Source organism: Bradyrhizobium prioriisuperbiae (assembly GCF_032397745.1).
GTDB classification, from domain to species: Bacteria; Pseudomonadota; Alphaproteobacteria; order Rhizobiales; family Xanthobacteraceae; genus Bradyrhizobium_A; species Bradyrhizobium_A prioriisuperbiae.
The window spans coordinates 7,975,507-7,996,782 of sequence record NZ_CP135921.1 but is presented as its reverse complement, the minus strand read 5'-3'; the positions used below and the strand labels follow the sequence as shown (position 1 = coordinate 7,996,782).

Genomic DNA, 21,276 nt, shown 5'->3' with positions numbered 1-21,276 from the left:
GATATCGTGGTGGAAATTTCTATTCCAGCTGGAAGACGGAAAACTCTATTCGCGGTGCTTTGTGATCGAAGACGTGCGCGGTCGCACGGAACGTCTCTTTCAATTACGACGGATACAGCGGGCGTCAGCAGCGGAAGCGGGCCGCGGGATGAGGCGCGGTGAGACGTGCGTGTCCCCGGCCGAACAGCTTTTGGCGCAGCGTTCCCGGTTGATAGGCCTCCTTGTAGCGGCCACGTCGAACCAGTTCCGGCACCAGAAGATCCGCGATATCCTCGAAGCTTTCGGGCGACACCGCGAAGGCGAGATTCAGTCCGTCGACGCCGGTTTGCTCAATCCAGGTCTCGATGTCGTCGGCGACCTTGTCGGGGGTGCCGACCAGCAACGGGCCAATACCGCCGATGCCGACATGCTCGGCGATCTCCCGCACCGTCCAGACACGGTCGGGATCGGCGCGGCTGATGTTGTCCATGGCGGAGCGCCCGGCCTCGTTCTGGACATGACGCACCTCCTGATCGAGGTCGTAGGTCGAGAAGTCGACCCCGGTCCATCCGGACATCAGCGTGAGGGCGCCTTCATGATTGATATGGCGGCGATACTCGGCGTGCTTGGCCGCGGCTTCGGCCTCCGTTTCCCCGAGAATGACGGTCATCAGGCTGAAGATCAGGATCTCGGCCGGATTGCGCCCGACTTCGGCAGCGGCCGCGCGAATCGCCGCGACGCGTGCCGCAATGATCTTGGCGGAGGGGCCGGACATGAACACGCACTCGGCGTGCCGCGCCGCGAACGCCCGCCCGCGCGGCGACGTGCCGGCCTGGTAAAGCAGCGGCGTTCGCTGCGGAGAGGGTTCGCTCAGGTGAATCGCATCCAGTCGGTAATTCTCGCCTTCATGCTGGACACGATGGACTTTGGAGGGATCGGCAAAGATCCCCCGCGCGCGGTCGCGCACCACGGCATCATCCTGCCAGCTTCCTTCCCAAAGCTTGTAGACGACGTCCATGTACTCATCCGCGACATCGTAACGGTCGTCATGGGCCTTCTGGTTGTCCTTGCCCATGCCGCGCGCCGCGCTGTCCAGATATCCCGTCACCACATTCCAGCCGATGCGGCCTTCGGTGAGATGGTCCAGCGTCGACATGCGGCGGGCGAACGGATAGGGCGGCTCATAGGACAGCGTGCAGGTCACACCGAAGCCGAGATGTTCGGTGACCGCAGCCATCGCCGAAACCAGCAGCATCGGATCATTGACCGGCACCTGGGTGGCGTTTCGCAATGCGGCGTCTGGGGTTCCGCCATAGACGTCGTAGACTCCCAGCACGTCGGCAAGAAACAGCCCGTCAAACCGTCCGCGTTCCAATGTCCGCGCCAGATGCAGCCAATAGGGCAGGCGATTGTAGTCGCTGGAGCGATCCCGTGGATGGGTCCATAGCCCCGGCGATTGGTGTCCGACGCAATTCATGGCGAACGCGTTGAAGCGAATTTGTGTTGTCACGGCCGATGACCTCAAGCATCTCACCAGGCCGACGTAACCTCATTCGATGTTGTGTTGCAATCGCGGACGTTACGACAACGTCCTCGGCCTCCCAGACAGATCTCTCCGGCGGAAACGTTCCGTCTGGCGCCGTTCAAGCAGAATATTCGTCCGGTCACCAGCTTGCCGGCAGCCGCTTCAAGCCGCGCAGCACGAAGGTTGGCCGCCATTCCGGATTGTCGACATCGTCGATCCGCAGATTCGGCAGCCGCCGCAACAGCGTCGCGATCGCGATCTCGGCTTCGATGCGCGCAAGCTGGGCGCCGAGACAGAAGTGAATACCGCCACCGAAGGACAGCGGACGTACGTTCGGCCGGGCAATGTCGAGGCGATCGGGGTGGTCGGGATAAACTGCGGGATCGCGATTGGCCGAACCCAGCAGGCAGAGCACGTTTTCGCCCTTGGGGATTCGCACGCCGCCGAGATCGTCGATGTCTTCCAGCGCCACGCGCCCAGTCGACTGGACCGATGAATCGTAACGCAGGAATTCTTCCACCGCGTTGGTGATCAGCGATGGATTGGCCTTGAGCAGCGCGAGCTGATCGGGATTGCGATAGAGCGCAAGCAGGCCGTTTCCGATCAGGTTGACCGTTGTCTCATGTCCCGCTCCGAACAGCAGGATGATGTTGGCGGTCAATTCCTCGTTGCTGAGCTTGTTGCCGTCTTCCTCGGCGTGCACCAACTGCGACGTCAGGTCATCGCCGGGGCTGCGTCGCCGCAGCTCGAACAGCTGCCGGAAATACATCTGGGCCATCTCGTTGCCTGCATTGGCCTCCTCGATTTCCTGCGCCGTCAACGGCACCGGATCGAGCAGACGTCCGCCGTCGCGCGAGCTCTTGTAGAAGGCCTCGCGATGGTCTTCGGGGATTCCGAGCATGTCGCAGATGATGGTCACCGGCAGCCGGAACGCGAAGTCCTCGATCAGGTCCATGTGTCCCTGCGGCTCTATCCGGTCGAGTGTCTCGTCGACGATCTGCTGGATGCGCGGGCGCATGTCTTCGACCCGGCGCGCCGTAAACGCCTTGACCACCAGGCCGCGCAACCGCGTGTGATCCGGCGGATCTTGCACCAGCATCCAGTGCCGCATGCTGCGATACACCGGCTCCTCCAGGATTTGCGCGCCGCTGCGCCGCGTCATCCGGTCGACGAAATCCTTGCCGAAGCGTTTGTCGCGCATCACCAGGCTGACTTCGGCGTGCCGGCTGGCAAGATAAATTCCGAGTGGCGTCAGGTGCACGGGATCGGTGGTGCGCAGTCGCGCATAAGCGGGATAGGGATCGCGGATGAAATCCGGCGCGAGCGGGTTGAACAGTGGTTCCGCCTTCGCAGCCTGAAGATGCTCGTTCATAAGCGCCTCGCAGCGTGGGCCGTTGAGCTGATGTTTTGATAGCGAATATGTCGATGCTACGTCGTCCGGTGTGACGACGCAAAAGAAGTATCTGACAATATCCGCGCGGAATCTGACAATCTTCTTGCGACCTGGCTCTGCCAAAACGCCGCGGGGCCCCTTCGTGCATCGCTGAAAAAGACAATCCTATGAAGGGGTTAATTCACCAGATCGTCATCGGGCGGATACGTTGACCGATCAGGATGCGTGCGCAATAGTCGCGACCGCGATGCACGCACCACAACAGCAAGAACACAAGGAGAAGCGCCGTGGCATACGATCGCTCAACCGTTGAAGCGGTGATCAACCTCTATTTCGATGGCCTGTACGAAGCGGATGCGGACAAGTTGAGATCCGCCTTTCATCCATCCGCGGACTTGCGCGCGACGGAGAAGGGCGAGCTGCAGATCCTGACCGTGCCGGACTGGCTCGATCGCGTGAAGCAACGGACATCCGGCAAGGCGAGCGGACAGGCGCGCGAGGATTTCATCGTGACCATCGATCGGTCGGATGACTCCACGGCCTTTGTCAAAGTGCGCTGTCAATTGCCGCCGCGCTACTTCACCGACTATCTGGTCGCGATGAAGCTTTCGGATGGCTGGCGTATCGTGTCGAAGTCGTATCGGTATGATGTGAGAGACTAGAGCTTTTTCCGTTCCGATAGAATCGGAATGGAAGCCCTAGATTCTAGTTTTGACGCGTTTTCTTCACGCGAACCGGTATCCACTTCGCTCGAAAACGCTCTAAGCCTCGTCGTCGGCCAGCAGATGCGCGAGTAGCGTCACCGCGTCGTGGAAATCCTCCATGCGCATCTGCTCGTCCGGATTATGGCTGCCGTTCTGGTTGCGGATGAACAGCATCATGCTGGGCACGCCCTGATTGGCGAACACAGCAGTGTCGTGTCCGGCGCCGCTGGCAAGGCTTTGGTGGGCAATTCCGAGACGGGTGGCATGGGCGGCGAGGGCGTCATGAAGCGGGCGGCTCATGACCGCCGGCGTGCTGCCGGTGCGCTTGCCGAGCCTGAAGTGCACGCCGCGCTTCGCCTCGATCGCACCGACGAGACGGTCGAGATGGGTTTCGATCCGGTCCAGGATCGCCACGTTCTCGCTGCGCACGTCGAGACAGAAGCGCACTTCGCCCGGCACCTTTGCAAAAGCGTGCATGGTCGGATCGGTGAAGAACTCGCCGACAGTGATCGTCGCCCGTTGCCCTTCCGCTTCGATCTCGGCCCAGAGCGCGTCGAGATCGGTGATGAGATCGGCCATGGCGAAGACGGCGTCATGCCGGTAGGGCCGGGCGACTGCGCCCGAGTGCCCATAGGTGCCGTGGCAGACGGCCTTGCGATAGCGGAAGCTGCCGGCGATGCCGGTCACGAGCCCAACCGGGATGGCCTGGGTGTCCAGCACCGGCCCCTGCTCGATATGCAGTTCGACGAAGCCGTGGATGCGCGCGGGCGACAGGTGCGCCGCACCAGCGGCTACCGCATCGGGCCGCAGGCCGAGCTGCGTCATATGATGGCGCAGGCTCTGGCCTGAATCGGATCGGGGCAGATCTAGCACGTCGGCTGGCAACAGCCCGAATGCGGCGCGGCTGCCGATATAGGATGCGGGAAACCAGGTGCTCTCCTCAGCGCGGAACACCGCGACTGTGATCGAGCGTCGTGGAACGATACCGGCCCGCCGCAGGCTCGCAACTGCTGCGAGGCCGCCGATCACACCAGCGGCGCCATCGAAATTGCCGCCATGCGGCACCGTGTCGACATGGGAGCCGACCATCCAGACAGGCAATGACGGATCGCGGCCGGCCATGGTCAGGAACATGTTGCCGGCGGCGTCGATCTCGGGCGTGAGCCTGAGCGCGAGGCCGGCGTTGCGCATCAAATCATGGGCGCGCTGCTCGCCGTCGCCATAGGGCGCCCGGGTGACGCCGGGATCGTCGCGGCTGAAATCCATCAACCCGGCAAACAGCCGCTCGGACAATTCGCGGTCGGCTTCGAGGCGTTGAGTCATGCTGAAAGCATCCTCATGGCAGGCGCCGGTGCGCCCAGACGTCGGGATTGACGAGAGACGCCGGCCGTTGTCCGGCCAGCACATCGATGACTTGCTCCACCACCGCCTCGGCGGTTCGCACCAGGCAGGCCGTGGTCGAGCCGGCGACATGCGGTGTGAGGATCGCGCGCTGCTGGCGCAGCAACGGATGATCGGCCGGCATGTCTTCACTGGCAAAGACGTCGAGCCCGGCGCCGCCGATGCGTCCGGCCTCCAGCGCCGCGATCAGCGCCGGCTCGTCGATCAGCCCCCCGCGGCTGGTGTTGATGAGAAAAGCATCTGACTTCATGCTGGCCAGCTCGGTGAGCCCGATCAGTCCGCGGGTCTGCGCGGTCAGCGGCAAATGAAGCGACACGACATCAGCGCGCTCGATCACCGCGGCGATGGTTTCAGCGCGTTCGGCCGGCACGGCGGCGAAGTCGGCCTCGGGCCGGCTTGGACCGTACGCGATCACCCGCATGCCCAGCCCCGCCGCAAGACGCGCGGTTGCCCGGCCGATCTGGCCGAAGCCGATCACGCCGAAGCAGCGGCCTTGCAGCTCCAACAGGCCGGCGTTGTACTTGAAGCCGAAATTCCCGGTGCGGACGGCATGGTCCGCGGCCGGCAGAGCCTTGACCAATGCAAACATCAGCGCGATTGCATGCTCGGCGACCGAGCGGGCATTGGCGCCAGGCGTGTTGACCACGGCTATGCCCGCGCGGCTCGCCTCCGGCAGCGCCACCGGATCGGTGCCGGCTCCGTGGACGCCGATGACCCGCAGATGCGGGGCCGCGGCGATCGCATCCGCAGGAAAGCCGATGTTGCGTGTCACCACGGCGATGCAGCCGGCGGCCTCTCGCGCCAGGGTGACGGCGTCAGTCGCGGTGGCAAGGCGTGGGCGCAGCCCGGCCCTTTCGAGACGATCGAGGCCGGCGGCGTGGATCGGCTGCACGATCAGGCAGTCCCCCAGGCGCTCGCCGGTTACGCGGCTCGTTGCAGTGCGCGCCGCTCCGTCGCGCTTGAAATCCTCAAATGTCATGTCCGGGTTCACACTATCAGCGCGCCACAGCCTGTGCGGAGATCAGGGCTTGCTCGAGATGCGCGCGCATCCGCCTGGAGGCCACGGCGAGGTCCCCGGCCGAGACGGCTTCGATGATGGCAAGATGCTCGCGGCACCACTCGCGTACGCGGCGGCTGTCGAAGTAGCTGCCGAATTCCAGCAATCGTCTTAGGCGATTCTGGTACTGGATCGCCTGGGCAAAAAAAGCGTTGCCGCAAAATTCGGCACACATTTCGTGAAACGCCGCATCGGTCTCGAACAACTGTGTGTTGCTGACGGATGTAATGTCGGGGTGCGCGATGAGATAGAGATGCTGCAGGCGCATCCGCTCGATCGCGGCGTGATCCGCCTTGAACGTCGGCAGCAGGAAGCCGGCGGGCTCGAGCGTCAGGCGGAATTCATAGCTGCCGCGGAGCGAGACCAGGGAGTCGAGCGTCGGCAGGAAGGTCCAGCCATGGCCCTTGTTGCGGGCGATCAGGCCGTCCTCCGCAAGCCGTGACAGGATGCGCGTCAGAGCAACGCGATCGACATCGTACCGGCGTGCGATTTCGCTCTGCGTGATGGAATTCGGAAGGACATTATCGAGGCGATCGCGCACGAGTTGCAGATACAGCTCCTCCTCGATCGTGGTGGGAACCTCGATTTCGATGCGGTGCAACGTATCGAACGGCTTGCGCAGGAAGTAGCCGTGATTCTTCCGCGTTTCCACGATGCCACGCTCTGCCAGAAGATCGAGTGCAGAGCGGATCGGCGTGCGCGAAACGCCGACCAGGTCGGCAAGCTGCTGCTCGCGCAAGTGGTGGCCTGGCTCCAGCTTGGCGTCCCGGATCACGTCCAGGATCTGATTGGCCAGCCGGAAACGGTTTTGTTGGGTCGACCGCGCCATGGGGGAAGGGAACCGGAAAGATCTATCAAAAGTACAGTTTGGTATTTTTCATACAATAGCATTCCGAGGGAACATGTCAAAAATCGCCTGATCAAAGCTTAATCAGGCGCTGCCTGCGAATAGGGCTTGACGAAACTAAGGGCAATTATTGTACATTAATAGTTAATAAAACAATCAGACACAGGTGTCACCCCATGTCTTCACGCATGTTGCCTTCACCCATGTCGTCCTCACCCATGTCGTCCTCACCTAAGTCGCCCACGTCACGTTTACGGATTGTCTGCGGACTGCTGTCGCTCTGTCTGTCCGGGCCGGCGATGGCGGGCGATCTGCCCTCGGCCACGCTGGTGGAGAAGGGCGCGCTGACCTACGGCGTGGCCGGCACCTTCTCGCCGTTCGAGTTTCAGAAGGACGGCAAGCTGACCGGCTTCGACATCGACCTGATCGTCGCCCTCGGCAAGAAGCTCGGTGCTGAAGCAAAGCCGATGAACATGGAGTTCAAGGGCCTGATCCCCGCGCTCCAGGGCGGGCGCATCGATCTCATCAATTCGGCGATGTACATCAACGAGCAGCGCGCCGCACAGGTCGAGTTCATCCCGTATCTGAAGATCGGCAGCCTGGTCATGGTGCAGGCGGCCAATCCGGCGAAGATCACCGGCCGCGATAATTCGCTGTGCGGCAAGACCATCGCCGTTACGCTCGGCGGCATCCAGGAGAGCTACGCCCGGCAGGATGACAAGCGCTGCCGCGACGGCGGGCTCGCGGGCATCACGGTGTTGACGCTGCCGACGGCGCAGGATTCGGCGCTGACCCTGCGGCAGGGTCGCGCCGACGCTCTGTTCAATTCCACGCCGGGCGCCGTCGAGCTGATGGACAAGCTGCCGGGCGTCTACGCCATGGTCGGGCCCGAGTTCGAAGCCAACACCCAGATCGGCATGGCGGTGCGCAAGGGCGATACGGCGATGAAGGCGGCGATCGAAGTCGCGCTTAAAGCGGTCGTCGCCGACGGCACCTACAAGACGTTGATCGAAACCTGGAAGTTTCCCGCCTCGGTGTCACTGCTCAACTGAAAAAGGCGCTGCCATGTCCGTTGAGCTTGTCCTGCAGTATCTGTTTTCGGCGAACTTCATCCGCGGCGCGGGGATGACCCTGCTGCTGACGGCGACCTCGCTGCTGTTCGGTGTCGCGATCGGCCTCGTGCTGGCATTGATCCAGGAGAGCCAGACGCGCGTCGGGCAGGTTGTAACCCTCGTTTATCTCTGGCTGTTCCGCGGCACGCCGGTGCTGTTCCAGGTCATCTTCATCTACAACGTACTGCCGTCGTTCGGGATCAAGCTGTCGGCCTTTGTGTGTGCCGTGCTGGCGCTGTCCCTGAACGAGGGCGCCTACATGGCGGAAATCCTGCGCTCGGGCCTGCAGGCGGTGAAGAAGGGCCAGCGCACCGCCGGCCTCGCGCTCGGCATGACCGGCGGCCAGATGATGCGTCATGTCGTCGTTCCGCAGGCGGCGCGGATCGTGCTGCCGCCGATCGGCAACCAGATGATCGGCATGCTGAAGCTGAGCGCGCTGGTCTCGGTGATTGCCGTCGAGGAACTGCTGCTGGTCGCCAACCAGACCGCGAGCGCCGACTTTCGCTACTTCGAGGCGCTGACCGCCGCCGGCATCTACTATCTCGCGATGACGACGGCTTTCATGGGCCTGCAGATCCTGATCGAGACGGTGCTCGATCCCAAGAAACGCCAGCGGATGCGGCGCCTGTCGCTGACCGAGCGGATGCTCGGCACCTCCAAAACGTTTGCCGTCCGATAAATGGGGGAAGCGGTCATGCAGCACCTTCTCGAAATCGTCGGCATCAACAAGAGTTTCGGATCGGTGCAGGTGCTGAAGACCTGCAGCATGACGGTGGCGGCGAAGGAGACCGTTGTGGTCATCGGCCCGTCCGGCTCCGGCAAGTCGACGCTACTGCGCTCCGTCAATCTGCTGGAGCCCGTCGACAGCGGGGATATCTTTTTTGCGGGCGAAAACATCACGCGCGAGCGCAAGAAGGCGCATCTGCTGCGCCAGCAGATCGGCATGGTGTTCCAGAATTTCGAGCTGTTCGCGCATCTGTCGGCGGTCGAGAACGTGATGCTGGCGCCGGTGAAGATCCTTGGCGTCGACCGGGCGGATGCGCACGACATCGCCGTCGAGCTGCTGCGCAAGGTTCAGATCCCGGAGAAGGCGGATGCCTTTCCCGACGAACTGTCGGGCGGCCAGCAGCAGCGCGTCGCGATCGCCCGCGCGCTCGCCATGCGTCCCAAGCTGATGCTCTACGATGAGCCGACCTCCGCGCTCGATCCGGAAATGATCCGTGAAGTGCTCGACGTCATGGCCGAGCTCAGCGCAGAGGGCATGACCAGCATTGTCGTGACCCACGAAATGGGGTTTGCCCGCCGCGCTGCCGACAGGATCGTGTTCATGGAGCACGGCGAGATCATCGAAAGCGCGCCGAGCGATCAGTTTTTCGGCGGTACGGTCAACGATCGTGCGCGGCGATTTCTTGACCAGATCCTTCATTGAGCCCGATGCCTGGAGCCTGCTGAATGTCCCAGTCACCCGACGTCGCCCGCATGAAGCGCGAACTGGCGAGTCTCGTCGCGATCGACACGCAAAATCCTCCCGGTGACGAAGCTCGCGCCGCGCAATACCTGCACAGTCTGCTTGCTGGCGCGGGCTTCGACGTCGCGCTGCAGGAGTATAAGCCGGCGCGCGTCAACGTGATTGCGCGGCTGGAGAACGGCGCCGGCCCGGTGTTCGCTTTCAACACCCACATGGACGTCGTGCCCGTGGGCGACGGCTGGTCGTCGGATCCCTTCGTTCTCAAGGAATCCGATGGGCGGCTCTATGGCCGCGGCGCCTGCGACTGCAAGGGGCCGCTGGCGGCGATGCTGGAGGCGATGCGGATGCTCGCGGCCGATCGCGCCGCATGGTCGGGCACGTTGCTCGGGGTCTTCGTTGCAGACGAGGAAATCGCCAGCGAAGGTGCCAAGTTTTATGCCGCCGGCGGTCCGAAGATCGACGCCGCCGTGGTCGGCGAGCCGACCTCGAACGCCACCTTTACCGCGCACAAGGGCAGCCTGCGTCCAGTGGTGCGGGTGCACGGCGTGTCGGCCCATTCCGGCACGCCGCATCTCGGCGAGAACGCGATCTATCGGGCCGGCGAACTTCTGGGCCTTGTCGCCGAGCATCACGACAAGGTCGTGCGCCATCGCACGCATCCGCTTGTCGGTGCCGCAAGCCTGACGGTCACCCGCATCAGCGGTGGCCATGCCGACAACGTGCTGCCCGGCGCCTGCGATCTGCTGCTGGATCGCCGGATGGTGCCGGGAGAGGACGAGGAGGTCGTCAAGAGTGAGATCGGCGACCTTCTCGCCTTCGCTCGCGAGCGCTTCGGATTGCGCGCGGAGATCGTCGACTACAAGGCGACCACCGGCGGCGCGACCGAGACGGCGCTCGACACCCCGATCGTGCAGGCAAGCCTGGCTGCAAGCCGCGCCCATGGCGCCGCCAAGCCCGGCCCCTTCGGTTTCCAGGGGGGCTGCGATCTCGTCCATTTCCGTGGCATCGGGGCGCAGGGAACGGTGATCGGCCCGGGCGACCTCGCCGTCGCCCACAAGCCCGACGAGTTCGTGCCGGTGGATGAGTTTATCGCCGCCAGCCTGATCTATCGCGATGTGGCGAAAGCCATGCTGCGGAACGGGAGCTGAGCCGTTGCGCGTCTCGCTGCATCAGTCGGATCTGCATTACGGCGGCGGCCTCCTGCTGCACACGGCGTCGTCGGGCAGCATTCCATATCTTGCGGAAATCTATCTGCGGCTCGACGATGGCGAGACGATCGGCATCGGCGAAGTCCGGGCCAACATCGCCTACCTCAATGGTTTCGCCGTGGGCGAGGTGAGAGAGAGCGCTGCCGCCGCAGTCGGAACCGTGGATTGGGCGCGCGATCCGGCCGAGTTGATCGCGACCATGACGGAATGGAGCGCGCCATTCATTGCGCCGGTGCGGACCCTGATCGACTGCGCGCTGCATGATTTTATCGCCCGTCGCGAGGGTCTGAGCGTTGCAGCCTGGCTCGGTGCGGCCGAACCGGATGTGGTCCGACCGACCAATCAGACGCTGTTCTGGTCGTCCTTCGACGAGTTTCTTGCGCAAGCGCAAGCCTATGTTGATCGCGGTTTCACCGATCTCAAGGTGCGGATTGCCGTCGCTGATTTCGCCGAGGATCTGCGCCGGGTCGCGGCGTTGCGTGCGCGCTTCGGCGCGCAGGTCAAGCTTGCGGCCGATGCCAATGGCCGCTGGTCGGCGACGGAGGCGCTCGAGAAGCTCGATGCGCTGGCTCGTTACGATCTTGCCTATGTCGAGCAGCCCATTCCGCCAGGAGACTGGGACGCCATCGACCGTCTCGCCGACCGAAGTCCGATACCCGTGATGCTCGACGAAAGCGTTGCTGCGGAGGACGACATTGCGCGGATCTGTGGCTATGGCGGTCGCATTTTCGCGCATCTGAAGCTGGTGAAACTCGGTGGCATCGCGCCGACGGTTGTCGCGGCGCGGCGGCTGTCGGCTTCAGGCGTTCCCTTCATGATCGGCCAGATGAATGAAGGCGCTGCTGCCACCGCGGCAACGCTTCACGTGGCCTGCGCGACGTCGCCCGCTTTCGCCGAACTCTACGGCGCCGACGGCCTCGTCAACGACCCTGTTTCGGGCCTTTCGTACACGGCGGGCGCCGTGCGGGTGGCCCATGCATCCGGCCTTGGCGTCGTCTTCGACGCCGCGGCCACTCACCTTATCGGAGACTACGGACATGGATAACGTCGGCGTTCGCCAGGGCGCGGAATCAGCCTTCCCGAAGACGGAATACGACCAGCGCGTGGCACGCGCGCGCAAGCTTCTGGCTACCGCCGGCATCGACGTCATGGTCGTGACCGGGCCGGAAAATATCTTTTACCTCACCGGCCAGCAGACGCCGGGCTATTACACCTTCCAGGCGCTGGTGCTGCCGGTGGAGGGCGAGCCGGCGTTCGTTGTCCGGCAGCTCGAATATTTCAACTTCATCGCCAACACCTTCATCACCAATGCGGAAATCTACCAGGACGGCGACCAGCCGGTGAATTTCCTGGTCAACGTCATCAAGGCGCGCGGCTGGGCGTCGAAGCGCATTGCCATCGACAAGCGCGGCTGGTTCCTTCCGGTCGCCACTTATGAGGCGCTGCGTGACAAGCTCGGCGCGATTCTCGACGGTGCCGGGATCATCGAGCAGCTGCGGATCGTGAAGTCATCGGCCGAACTCGAAAAGATCGCGACCGCTGCCTCCTATGTCGAAGCCGGCATGCGCGCCGGGCTTGCCGCGGTGAAAGCCGGTGCCAGCGAGAACGATTTCGTCTCCGCCATGGTGGGCACGGCGATCGCCGCCGGCTCCGAATATGTCGGCATGGAGCCGTTGGTGTCCGCCGGCCGCCGCTCGGGCGTGCCGCACGGCACCTGGCGTCGCGGCAAACTCGCTGCAGATGAGCCGGTGTTTCTTGAAATGGCCGCCTGCCACGATCGCTATCACGCCGCGCTGATGCGTTGCGCCTGGCTCGGCGCCATGCCGCAGCAGGCCGTCGACATGGAAAAGACCTGCCAGGACGGCCTTCGCGCGGCGATGGAGGCGATTCGCCCCGGGGCTGCATGTGAGGCGCCGCACATCGCCTGCCAACAGGTGATCGATCGCGCCGGCTATACCGACAACTTCAGGAAGCGCGCGGGCTACAGCATCGGCATCGCCTTTGCACCGGACTGGGGCGAGGGCGGCATCCTCAGTCTCTACACCGGCGTCACCACCGAGCTGCGGCCGGGCATGACCTTCCACATCCCGGTGGCGCTGCGCGTGTTCGGCCAGTTCACGGTCGGCGTCAGCGAGACCGTGGTCGTCACCGAAACCGGCTGCCGTGCGCTCAGCGCGATCGATCGTCCGATCCTGCGCATCGCCGCCTGAACGCCATTCATTTTGCAAGGGCAAGAATCATGAAAGATATCGGGGAATGTCACGCGCGGCTGCGCGGTCTGTTCAACATCACCGTCACGCCGTTCAAGCCTGACGGCGCCTTCGACCATGCGGGCTTGGCCCGCAACATTGAACGGGTCATCGGTCTCGGCTTCGATGGCATTTTGATCGGCGGCACCTACGGCGAGTTTCCGGCGATGTCGACCCAGGAACGCGCCGATCTGTTCCGGCGGGTGATGGATATCGTCGGCGATCGGGTGCCGGTGATGCTGTGCAGCGCCGGCTCCGACGTGCGCGTCGTCCGCGAACTGACGGCGCTGGCCGGTGATCTCGGCGGACTGCCGATGGTGACGCCGCCCTTCGTCTCGGAGGTGACGGATGCGCAGATCGTCGCGTTCTTCCGCGACATGATCCCGCTCTCGCGCACCGGCGTGCTGGTCTACAATGCGCCGGGCATCGGCATCACTCTGTCTCCTTCGACGCTGGAGCAGCTTGCCGAGATTCCGGGCGTGGTCGGCGTCAAGCAGGGTGACCTGTCGCCGACGGCGATCGACCAGATCGCCAACCGCATCGGTGGACGTATCCGTTTGTTCTGTGCCTCGGACCTCGCCTTTCTCGGACCGATGATGTGCGGCTTTGACGGCATCAGCTCGACCAACAGCTGTGCGCTGCCGGAGCTCATTCTCGCGGCCTATCGCGCGCTGGAATCTGGTGATGCTGCTACCGCGCGCGATCTGCATCGGCTCTGGTATCCGTTCCGGGCCCTGGCCCGCGAGTTCGGGCAGCCGCAGACCACCAAGGCGGCTATGAGCCTGCGCGGCTTCGACGGCGGCTCGGTGCGCCTGCCGTTGCGCGATCTCGGCGCCGCCAACATCGCGGCGGTGGCCCGAGTATTGCAAGAGCTGGCCGCCGACCGGCGATCCAGCGTTGCGCTGGCCGCCTGATTCTAACACGCGCAACGACAACGACGCGTGATGACGGCACACACAGATCATTTGCAGGAGAAGTCAAAAAATGAATCGCAGGCAGTTGTTGATGAGCGGCGCGTCCATTCTCTCGTTCGCCGCCGCGGCGAGTCTGACCGGACCGGCCATTGCGCAGAGCGGACAGGAGGTCGTCATCGGGGTGCTGTTCCCGATGTCCGGCGCCAATGCGCAGGTCGGTGTCGATGCGCGCCACGCCGTGGAGACGGCCGCCGACATCATTAACAACGCCCACGACCTCGACCTGCCGATGGCGAAGAACGCCGGCCTTGCCGGGCTCGGCAACGCCAAGATCAAGCTGGTGTTCGCCGATCATCAGTCCGACCCGCAGAAGGGCCGTGCCGAAGCCGAGCGGCTGATCACCCAGGAGAAGGTCTGTGCCCTGTACGGCTGCTATATGTCATCGGTATCGGCCACCGTCAGTGCCGTCGCTGAACGCTACAGCCTGCCGTTCCTGTGCTGCGATTCTTCCTCGCCAAGCCTGGCGCGCCGCGGCCTGAAGTATTTCTTCCGCCCCGCCGCCCAGGACGAGATGTTTTCGGCCGCGATGTTCGATTTCCTCGATGCGCAGAAGAAAGCGGGGAAGAAGGTCGAGACTGTCGGCATTTTCTTCGAGGACACCATCTTCGGCACCGATTCCGCGAACATCCAGCGCAAGCTGGCGACTGATCGCGGCTACAAGATCGTGGCAGATATCAAGTACAAGTCCAATTCGCCGTCATTGACCGCCGAAGTGCAGCAGCTCAAGTCGGCCAATCCGGACGTGCTGCTGCCGTCGAGCTACACCACCGACGCCATCCTGCTGATGAAGACCATGGACGAGCTCGGTTACAAGCCGAAGAACATCGTCGCCCAGGCCAGCGGCTTTTCCGACAAGGCGTTCTTCGACGCGCTGGGCGACAAGGCGGTCGGCGTCATTTCTCGCGCCAGCTTCTCGCTGGACATGGCGCAGAAGCGGCCCTCGATCCTCAAGGTCAACGCCATGTACAAGGCGCGCTCCAACCGCGATCTCAATGACAGCACGTCGCGTGAGCTGATGGGGCTGCTCGTTCTCGCGGACGCCATCGACCGTGCCAAGTCGACCGACGGCGAGAAGATGCGTGAAGCGCTGGCGGCGACCGATATCCCGGGCGAACGCACCATCATGCCGTGGAAGAAGGTGGGCTTCGGCGCCGACGGGCAGAACGTCGACGCCGATCCCGTGCTGATCCAGTACATCGGCGGTACGTTCGTCACGATTTTCCCCTCGGCGGTAGCCGTCGCCGAACCGCTTTGGCCGATGAACGCCTGATGATCGTGAGCGGGGAGGTATCGGCATCCATCGATACCTCCCCGCTTTTCGAGTAGTCTTTGTTTTCACATTGCTTTGAAACGGTGTTTCCGGATGTTGTGTTCATGACCACGCAGGCTTTGTTGCAAGTGCTGGCGAGCGGGCTGTTGATGGGGCTGATCTACGCCCTGATCGCGGTGGGGCTGTCGCTGATCTTCGGGCTGATGGACGTGGTGAACTTCGCCCATGGCGAGTTCCTGATGCTGGCGATGTACGCCACCTTCGGCCTGGTGCTGGCCACCACGCTCGATCCGATCCTGCTGATGCCGCTGGTGGTCGCGGTCATGTTCGCGGTCGGGGTCTCGGCCTATGCCGGCGTGGTGCGTTATGCGATGCGCGCCACCACCAACCAGGGCATGGTGCAGATCTTCGCCACCTTTGGTTTGGCCATCCTGATCCAGGGCCTGGCGCAGTATTTCTTCACGCCTGACTTCAAGAGCATCCAGCACTCCTGGCTCGGCGGCCGCACCCTCGATGTTGGCGGCGTGTTCCTGCCCTGGCCGCAGATCTATGGCGGCCTGATTTCGCTTGCGACCTTCGGCGGCCTGTTCCTGCTGATCACCCGCACCGATTTCGGCAAGGCGCTGGAGGCGACGCGTGAGGACCAGGGCGCCGTGGCCCTGGTCGGCATCGACCGCAACCGCGTCTTCGCGCTGGGCTGGGGGCTTGGTGCCGCGCTTGTCGGACTTGCCGGGGCGGTGCTGGCGGTCTTCTATTACATCCATCCCAATGTAGGCAGCACCTTCGGCCTGATCGCCTATGTCACGGTGGCGCTCGGCGGTTTCGGCAGCATCTTCGGCGCGCTGGTCGCCGGTGTCGTTGTCGGGCTGGTCGAGGCGCTGACCACGGTGATCCTGCCGCCGGCGCTGAAGTCGGTCGGCATCTACACGCTCTATCTCGGTGTGTTGTTCATCAGGCCGAGCGGCCTGTTCGGGAGGCTGTGATGAGCGACGATGCCATGACCACACCAGTGGCCACACCTGCAACGACACCAACGCCGGTCAGTTTGTCTCCGATCGCCGGCCATCTCACCGCCCGCCGCCGCCAGTTGATCACGGCGCTGATCGTGTTTGCGGCGCTGGCGCTGGTGCCCAAGCTGATCTCCGACGTCTATCTGATGAATGTGCTGATCCTGACGCTGCTGTTCGCGGCGCTGTCGCAGAGCTGGAACATCCTCGGCGGCTATTGCGGCCAGGTCTCGCTCGGGCATGCGCTGTATTTCGGGATCGGCGCCTATGTCACCAGCATCCTGTTCGTGAAGTTCGGCATCGTGCCCTGGGTGGGCCTGGCCGCCGGCGGGGTGTTGGCCTCGCTGCTGGCGCTGGCGCTGGGCTATCCCTGTTTTCGGCTGAAGGGGCATTATTTCTCGATCGCCACCATCGTGATCGCCGAGATGGGCCTCTTGCTGGTGCACAACTGGGATTATGCAGGGGCTGCGCTCGGCATCCAGTGGCCGTTCGGCCCCGACAGCTGGTGGACACTGCAATTCGCCCGCGACAAGGCGCCGTACTTCTATTTCGTGCTGGGCTTGTTTGCGGTGGTGTGGCTGGTCACCTTCGCCATTGTGGAGTCGCGCTGGGGTTACTGGTGGCGGGCGGTGAAGGACAACCCGGAAGCCGCCGAGAGCCTCGGCGTCACCGTGTTCCATTCCAAGATGGCGGCGGCGGGCGTCTCTGCCTTCTTCACCGCCATCGGTGGTGGCTTCTACGCGGCGTTCGTCTCCTACATCGACCCGGAAAGCGTGATGCAGTTCCGCTTCTCGCTGCTGATGGCGCTGCCGGCGGTGCTGGGTGGCATCGGCTCGCTGTGGGGGCCGGCGGTCGGCGCCCTGATCCTGATCCCGCTGGCCGAGTTCACCCGCTCCTACATGGGCGGCAGCGGCTCGGGACTCGACCTCGCGGTCTATGGCGCCCTGATCATGGTGGTGTCGCTGACCCGTCCCGAGGGCATCATGAGCATCTTCGACGGCTTCGGACGGAAGAGGGCGGCGTCATGAGCGAGACGCTGGTGATCTGCAACAAGGTGACCCGCCGTTTCGGCGGCCTGGTGGCCAACGAATCCATCGACATGACCATCAACCGGGGCGAGATTTTGGGACTCATCGGGCCGAACGGTGCCGGCAAGTCCACGCTGTTCAACCTGATCGCCGGTGCGTTTCCGCCGTCGTCGGGATCGATCCACTTCGAGGGCCGTGACGTCACAACCATGCCGGCCGCGGATCGCTGCATCCTCGGCATCGCCCGCACCTACCAGGTGCCGCGCTCCTTCGATTCGATGTCGGTGGTGGAGAATGTCATTGTCGGCGCCTTCGTCCGCCATCCAAGGGCCAGCCAGGCCCGGCTGAAGGCGCTGGAGGTGCTGGACTATGTCGGACTCACTGCGCAAGCCAATGTCTCGGCCGGTGACCTGACCCCGCCGCAGAAGCGTCGGCTGGAAGTGGCGCGCGCGCTCGCCACCGAACCCAAATTGCTGCTGCTCGATGAAGTGCTGACCGGACTGACGCCGGCGGAATCCCGCGCCGGCGCTGAACTGGTGCGCAAGATCCGCGACAGCGGCATCACCATTGTGATGGTGGAGCATGTCATGGAGGTGGTGATGCCGCTGGTGGACCGCGCCGTGGTGCTCAATCTGGGGCGGGTGCTGGCGGAGGGACATCCCAAGGACGTGGTCAAGGACGACGGCGTTATTGCCGCCTATCTCGGAGATCGCCACCGTGCTGCTTGAGGTCGCAAATATCACCACCGCTTATCGGGGCCTGGTTGCCATCTCCGACATCTCGATCTCGGTTGCCGCCAACGAGATCGTGACGGTGGCGGGCGCCAATGGCGCCGGCAAGTCGACGCTGCTGAAGTCGATCGCCGGGATGGAAAAGGCCCGTTCTGGCACCGTGAACTTCGCCGGCGAGCGCATCGACACCGTGCCGGCCCACCAGATCACGGCACGGGGCCTGGCCTATGTACCGGAGAACAAGCGGCTGTTCCCGCGGTTGTCGGTGGCCGACAATCTGCGGCTCGGCAGCTATTTGTTCCGCGACAAGCCCGATCGTGATGCGCCGCTGGAGTTCGTGTTCAAGCTGTTTCCGCGGCTGCAAGAGCGGCTGGAGCAGCGTGCGGCGACGCTATCGGGCGGCGAGCAGCAGATGCTGGCGATATCCCGTGCCCTGATGACCCGTCCCAGGCTGCTGATGCTGGATGAGCCGTCACAAGGCATCATGCCCAAGCTGGTCGACGAGATCTTTGCCGCCGTGCAGAAGATCCGCGACACCGGCGTCACCGTGCTGCTGGTCGAGCAGCGGCTGTCGGAGAGCCTGGAGATTTCCGACCGCGCCTATGTGCTGCAGACCGGCCGCATCGTCATGAGCGGCCCCGCAAGCGAGATCCGCGATAACCCGGAGGTGAGGCGGATTTACCTCGGGATGTGAACTATACTCTCATTGAATCACATGTCGTGCCACAACAAGACCAAGGAGGCCCCATGCCATCCGTCGACTTGAATTCCGATCTTGGCGAAGGCTTCGGCACCTATCGCTGCGGCGACGACGACGCCATGCTGTCGATCGTCACATCAGCCAATGTCGCCTGCGGCCTCCATGCCGGCGATCCCGAGGTGATGGCGAAAACTTTCACCATCGCCCGCGAGCGTGGCGTTGCCGTCGGCGCCCATCCGGGATTCCCGGATCTGTGGGGGTTTGGTCGCCGCCGCCTGCCGTTCTCGACCGGCGAGATCGAGCGCCTCGTTGCCTACCAGATCGGCGCCGCCGCGGCGCTCGCCGCCTATGCCGGCCATCGCATCACCTATGTGAAGACCCATGGTGCGCTCGGCAACATCGCCTGCGAGGAGCGCGATGTGGCGGATGCGGTGGCGCGGGCGACGCGGGCGGTCGATCCGAGCCTTGGACTGCTGGCCACCGCGTTGACCGAACTGGTCGCCGCCGGCGACGCCGTCGGCCTCGACGTCTATCAGGAGATCTATGCCGACCGCGGCTACACCGAGACGGGGCAGTTGATCCGGCGCGGCCTGCCGGGCGCGATGATCGAGGAATCGGAAGAGGCAGCGGCGCGCGTGCTTGACATGGTCCAGAGCGGGACCGTGATCACCGCGCAGGGCACGCGTCTGCCGACGGCGATCCATTCGATCTGCGTCCATGGCGATTCCAGTCACGCCGTTGCCACCGCCCAGCGCATCCGAGAGCGGCTGGATGAGGCCGGCATCACGCTCAAGCCCTTCGGACCGAACGCCACATGATGCTGCAAACCGGGTCGGAGGCGGGGACCGCGCCGGCCGTGCCACGCTTTCTGGACGCCGGTGAAGCCGCGCTCGTGGTCGAGTTCGGCGACACCGTCGATCCCGCGCTTAACGACAGAGTCCTGGCTCTGGATGCGGCGTTGCGTGACAACCCGCCTGCGGGGGCACAGGAGTTCGTGCCGACCTATCGCTCGCTGATGATCCACTACGATCCCCTGCAGATCGATCGCGATGTGCTCGTCGCCACCGTCCGCGACGTATTGGCGACATCTGCGGCATGGGCGGCGAAGCCGACCAACTGGATCATCCCCTGTTGCTATGACCCCGCACTCGGCGAGGACATCGACGAGGCGGCGCACCTGCTCGACATCACGCGGGACGAACTGGTCGCTCAGCACGTCGCGGCCACCTTTCGTGTCTACATGTACGGCTTTGTGCCGGGCTATATCTATCTCGGCGGATTGCCGAAGCCGCTCGCCATTTCGCGGCGTCTGTCGCCGCGGCCCCCGCATCCGGCTGGCGCGGTGCTGATCGGCGGCGGGCTCTGCGGCGTCTCGACGTTTGCCATGCCGACCGGCTGGTACGTCATCGGCCGCACGCCCGAGCGTCTCTATGCGGCCGAGCGGGCCGACGCCTTCATGGTCCAGGCCGGCGATATCATGCACTTTGAGGCGATCGACACCACGACCTTCACCGCGCTGGAGCGGCGGTCCGCCAGCGGCGAGATCATCGCCCGAAAGATGAGTGCGTGATGTCTGCTTCGCATGCCCTTCGCATCCTGTCCGTCGGTCCCGGCACCACGCTGCAGGACGCCGGCCGCCATGGTTATCTGCGCTATGGCGTCACCGCTGCGGGGCCGATGGATCCGCTGGCACACGCCACGGCAAATCTGGCCGTCGGCAATGCGCCGGGCGCAACCGCCATCGAAGTCTCCCTGGGGGGTGTTGAGCTGACGGCGGAAGCGAGGCCGCTCACCGTCGCCGTTGCCGGCGGCGATTTCGCCATCACGCTCGACGGCCGTCCATTGCCATCAGCCGTTCTCCTGATCCTCGAGCCCGGTGCCGTGCTGAAAATCCGCGCGGGGCAGAGCGGCTCGTGGTGCTACCTCGCCATCGCCGGCCATCTTGCTGTGCCGCAGGTGCTCGGCTCCAACGCCACGCACACCAGGACCGGCTTTGGCGGCGTGGATGGCCGTGCGCTGGCGGCCGGCGACGTTTTGCGTGTCGAGCCGTCGCATCTGTCGGCGCCGTCGTTCGGCGTTATCGCGGCGCCATGGCTCGATCGGCCGCTCGGTGTCATTCGTGTCGTGCTCGGACCGCAGGACGATTATTTCAGCGACGACCAGATCACGGCGTTTCTGGCAGGGCCATGGATCCTCTCCAACAAGGCCGATCGCATGGCCTACTTCCTCGAAGGGCCGCAACTCACCCACATCCGCGGCTACAACATCGTCTCCGACGGCATTGCCATGGGCGCGGTTCAGGTCCCGGGCAACGGCCAGCCGATCGTGCTGATGGCCGATCGCCAGTCGACCGGCGGCTATCCCAAGATCGCCACCGTCATCGGCCCCGACCTCGGCAGGCTGGCCCAGGCGCGGCCAGGGACGACATTCCGCTTCGCCGCGATCTCGATCGCCGACGCTGTCGAGGCGCGACGCAACGAAGCGGCCGTTCTGGCGCGCGGCCCCGTCGTCGAGCCGCTGGTGCGCACGCAATTCTCGTCCGAATTCCTGCTCGGCCTGAACCTGATCGACGGCGTCGTCAGTTCGACCGAGCAAGCCATCGCAAGCTATCCATAGGAGCCTT

The 21,276-nt window shown here is 64.1% G+C and carries 21 protein-coding genes; 16 read left to right on the top strand and 5 right to left on the bottom strand.

Features of this window, described 5'->3' with window-relative positions:
• Positions 1-124: 124 nt before the first annotated feature.
• Both RS897_RS37090 and RS897_RS37085 read right to left on the bottom strand, forming a co-directional pair.
• Positions 125-1,489, bottom strand: a complete 1,365-nt coding sequence (locus RS897_RS37090) for an LLM class flavin-dependent oxidoreductase (RefSeq protein ID WP_315833620.1) — start codon at positions 1,487-1,489, stop codon at positions 125-127.
• Positions 1,490-1,643: 154 nt separating this feature from the next.
• The gene (locus RS897_RS37085) at positions 1,644-2,876 is read right to left on the bottom strand and encodes a cytochrome P450 (protein ID WP_315833619.1); all 1,233 of its coding nucleotides are present in this window, start codon (positions 2,874-2,876) and stop codon (positions 1,644-1,646) included.
• Between the two features lie 308 nt (positions 2,877-3,184).
• Here RS897_RS37085 and RS897_RS37080 point away from each other — a divergent pair, with 308 nt between their 5' ends.
• Positions 3,185-3,559 (top strand): nuclear transport factor 2 family protein, encoded by a 375-nt coding sequence (locus RS897_RS37080; protein ID WP_315833618.1) that lies wholly within the window; start codon positions 3,185-3,187, stop codon positions 3,557-3,559.
• A 99-nt stretch (positions 3,560-3,658) separates the two neighbouring features.
• Here RS897_RS37080 and RS897_RS37075 read toward each other — a convergent pair whose 3' ends face one another.
• From RS897_RS37075 to RS897_RS37065, 3 genes are read right to left on the bottom strand one after another with little or no spacing between them, the layout of a single operon-like run.
• Positions 3,659-4,924 carry a Zn-dependent hydrolase gene (locus RS897_RS37075; RefSeq protein ID WP_315833617.1) on the bottom strand — a complete coding sequence of 422 codons (1,266 nt, stop codon included), beginning with the start codon at positions 4,922-4,924 and terminating at the stop codon, positions 3,659-3,661.
• Positions 4,925-4,937: 13 nt separating this feature from the next.
• Positions 4,938-5,981 carry a hydroxyacid dehydrogenase gene (locus RS897_RS37070; protein WP_315833616.1) on the bottom strand — a complete coding sequence of 348 codons (1,044 nt, stop codon included), beginning with the start codon at positions 5,979-5,981 and terminating at the stop codon, positions 4,938-4,940.
• A gap of 16 nt (positions 5,982-5,997) precedes the next feature.
• Positions 5,998-6,888, bottom strand: coding sequence for a GntR family transcriptional regulator (locus RS897_RS37065; protein WP_315833615.1), 891 nt, complete (start codon positions 6,886-6,888; stop codon positions 5,998-6,000).
• Between the two features lie 317 nt (positions 6,889-7,205).
• On the opposite strand from RS897_RS37065, the gene RS897_RS37060 reads away from it, so the two are divergent.
• The 15 genes from RS897_RS37060 (at position 7,206) to RS897_RS36990 (ending at position 21,269) form a co-directional block, all read left to right on the top strand.
• Positions 7,206-7,958, top strand: a complete 753-nt coding sequence (locus RS897_RS37060) for an ABC transporter substrate-binding protein (protein ID WP_315833614.1) — start codon at positions 7,206-7,208, stop codon at positions 7,956-7,958.
• A gap of 13 nt (positions 7,959-7,971) precedes the next feature.
• Positions 7,972-8,697 (top strand): amino acid ABC transporter permease, encoded by a 726-nt coding sequence (locus RS897_RS37055; protein ID WP_315833613.1) that lies wholly within the window; start codon positions 7,972-7,974, stop codon positions 8,695-8,697.
• Positions 8,698-8,712: 15 nt separating this feature from the next.
• Positions 8,713-9,447, top strand: a complete 735-nt coding sequence (locus RS897_RS37050; protein WP_315833612.1) for an amino acid ABC transporter ATP-binding protein — start codon at positions 8,713-8,715, stop codon at positions 9,445-9,447.
• A 23-nt stretch (positions 9,448-9,470) separates the two neighbouring features.
• The gene (locus RS897_RS37045; RefSeq protein WP_315833611.1) at positions 9,471-10,634 is read left to right on the top strand and encodes a M20 family metallopeptidase; all 1,164 of its coding nucleotides are present in this window, start codon (positions 9,471-9,473) and stop codon (positions 10,632-10,634) included.
• 4 nt (positions 10,635-10,638) lie between these two features.
• Positions 10,639-11,739, top strand: coding sequence for a mandelate racemase/muconate lactonizing enzyme family protein (locus RS897_RS37040; protein ID WP_315833610.1), 1,101 nt, complete (start codon positions 10,639-10,641; stop codon positions 11,737-11,739).
• Positions 11,732-12,904, top strand: coding sequence for a M24 family metallopeptidase (locus tag RS897_RS37035; protein WP_315833609.1), 1,173 nt, complete (start codon positions 11,732-11,734; stop codon positions 12,902-12,904). The genes RS897_RS37040 and RS897_RS37035 overlap by 8 nt, the downstream gene beginning before the upstream one ends.
• A gap of 29 nt (positions 12,905-12,933) precedes the next feature.
• Entirely contained in the window at positions 12,934-13,857 is a 924-nt protein-coding gene (locus RS897_RS37030) for a dihydrodipicolinate synthase family protein (protein ID WP_315833608.1), read from the top strand.
• A gap of 70 nt (positions 13,858-13,927) precedes the next feature.
• A complete protein-coding gene (locus tag RS897_RS37025) occupies positions 13,928-15,187 on the top strand; it encodes an ABC transporter substrate-binding protein (RefSeq protein WP_315833607.1) in 1,260 nt (419 codons plus the stop codon).
• Positions 15,188-15,291: 104 nt separating this feature from the next.
• On the top strand, positions 15,292-16,170 hold the full coding sequence (locus RS897_RS37020; RefSeq protein ID WP_315833606.1) for a branched-chain amino acid ABC transporter permease: 879 nt from the start codon (positions 15,292-15,294) through the stop codon (positions 16,168-16,170).
• Positions 16,170-17,222, top strand: a complete 1,053-nt coding sequence (locus tag RS897_RS37015; protein WP_315833605.1) for a branched-chain amino acid ABC transporter permease — start codon at positions 16,170-16,172, stop codon at positions 17,220-17,222. The genes RS897_RS37020 and RS897_RS37015 overlap by 1 nt, the downstream gene beginning before the upstream one ends.
• Entirely contained in the window at positions 17,219-17,950 is a 732-nt protein-coding gene (locus RS897_RS37010; protein ID WP_315833604.1) for an ABC transporter ATP-binding protein, read from the top strand. Before RS897_RS37015 ends, RS897_RS37010 begins: the two co-directional genes overlap by 4 nt.
• Positions 17,940-18,647 (top strand): ABC transporter ATP-binding protein, encoded by a 708-nt coding sequence (locus RS897_RS37005; RefSeq protein WP_407654377.1) that lies wholly within the window; start codon positions 17,940-17,942, stop codon positions 18,645-18,647. The genes RS897_RS37010 and RS897_RS37005 overlap by 11 nt, the downstream gene beginning before the upstream one ends.
• A gap of 53 nt (positions 18,648-18,700) precedes the next feature.
• Positions 18,701-19,471: a 5-oxoprolinase subunit PxpA gene (locus RS897_RS37000; RefSeq protein ID WP_315833603.1), complete on the top strand. Its 771-nt coding sequence runs from the start codon at positions 18,701-18,703 to the stop codon at positions 19,469-19,471.
• The gene (locus tag RS897_RS36995) at positions 19,468-20,223 is read left to right on the top strand and encodes a 5-oxoprolinase subunit B family protein (protein ID WP_407654376.1); all 756 of its coding nucleotides are present in this window, start codon (positions 19,468-19,470) and stop codon (positions 20,221-20,223) included. Before RS897_RS37000 ends, RS897_RS36995 begins: the two co-directional genes overlap by 4 nt.
• Positions 20,223-21,269, top strand: coding sequence for a 5-oxoprolinase subunit C family protein (locus RS897_RS36990; protein WP_315833602.1), 1,047 nt, complete (start codon positions 20,223-20,225; stop codon positions 21,267-21,269). Before RS897_RS36995 ends, RS897_RS36990 begins: the two co-directional genes overlap by 1 nt.
• Positions 21,270-21,276 lie beyond the last annotated feature (7 nt).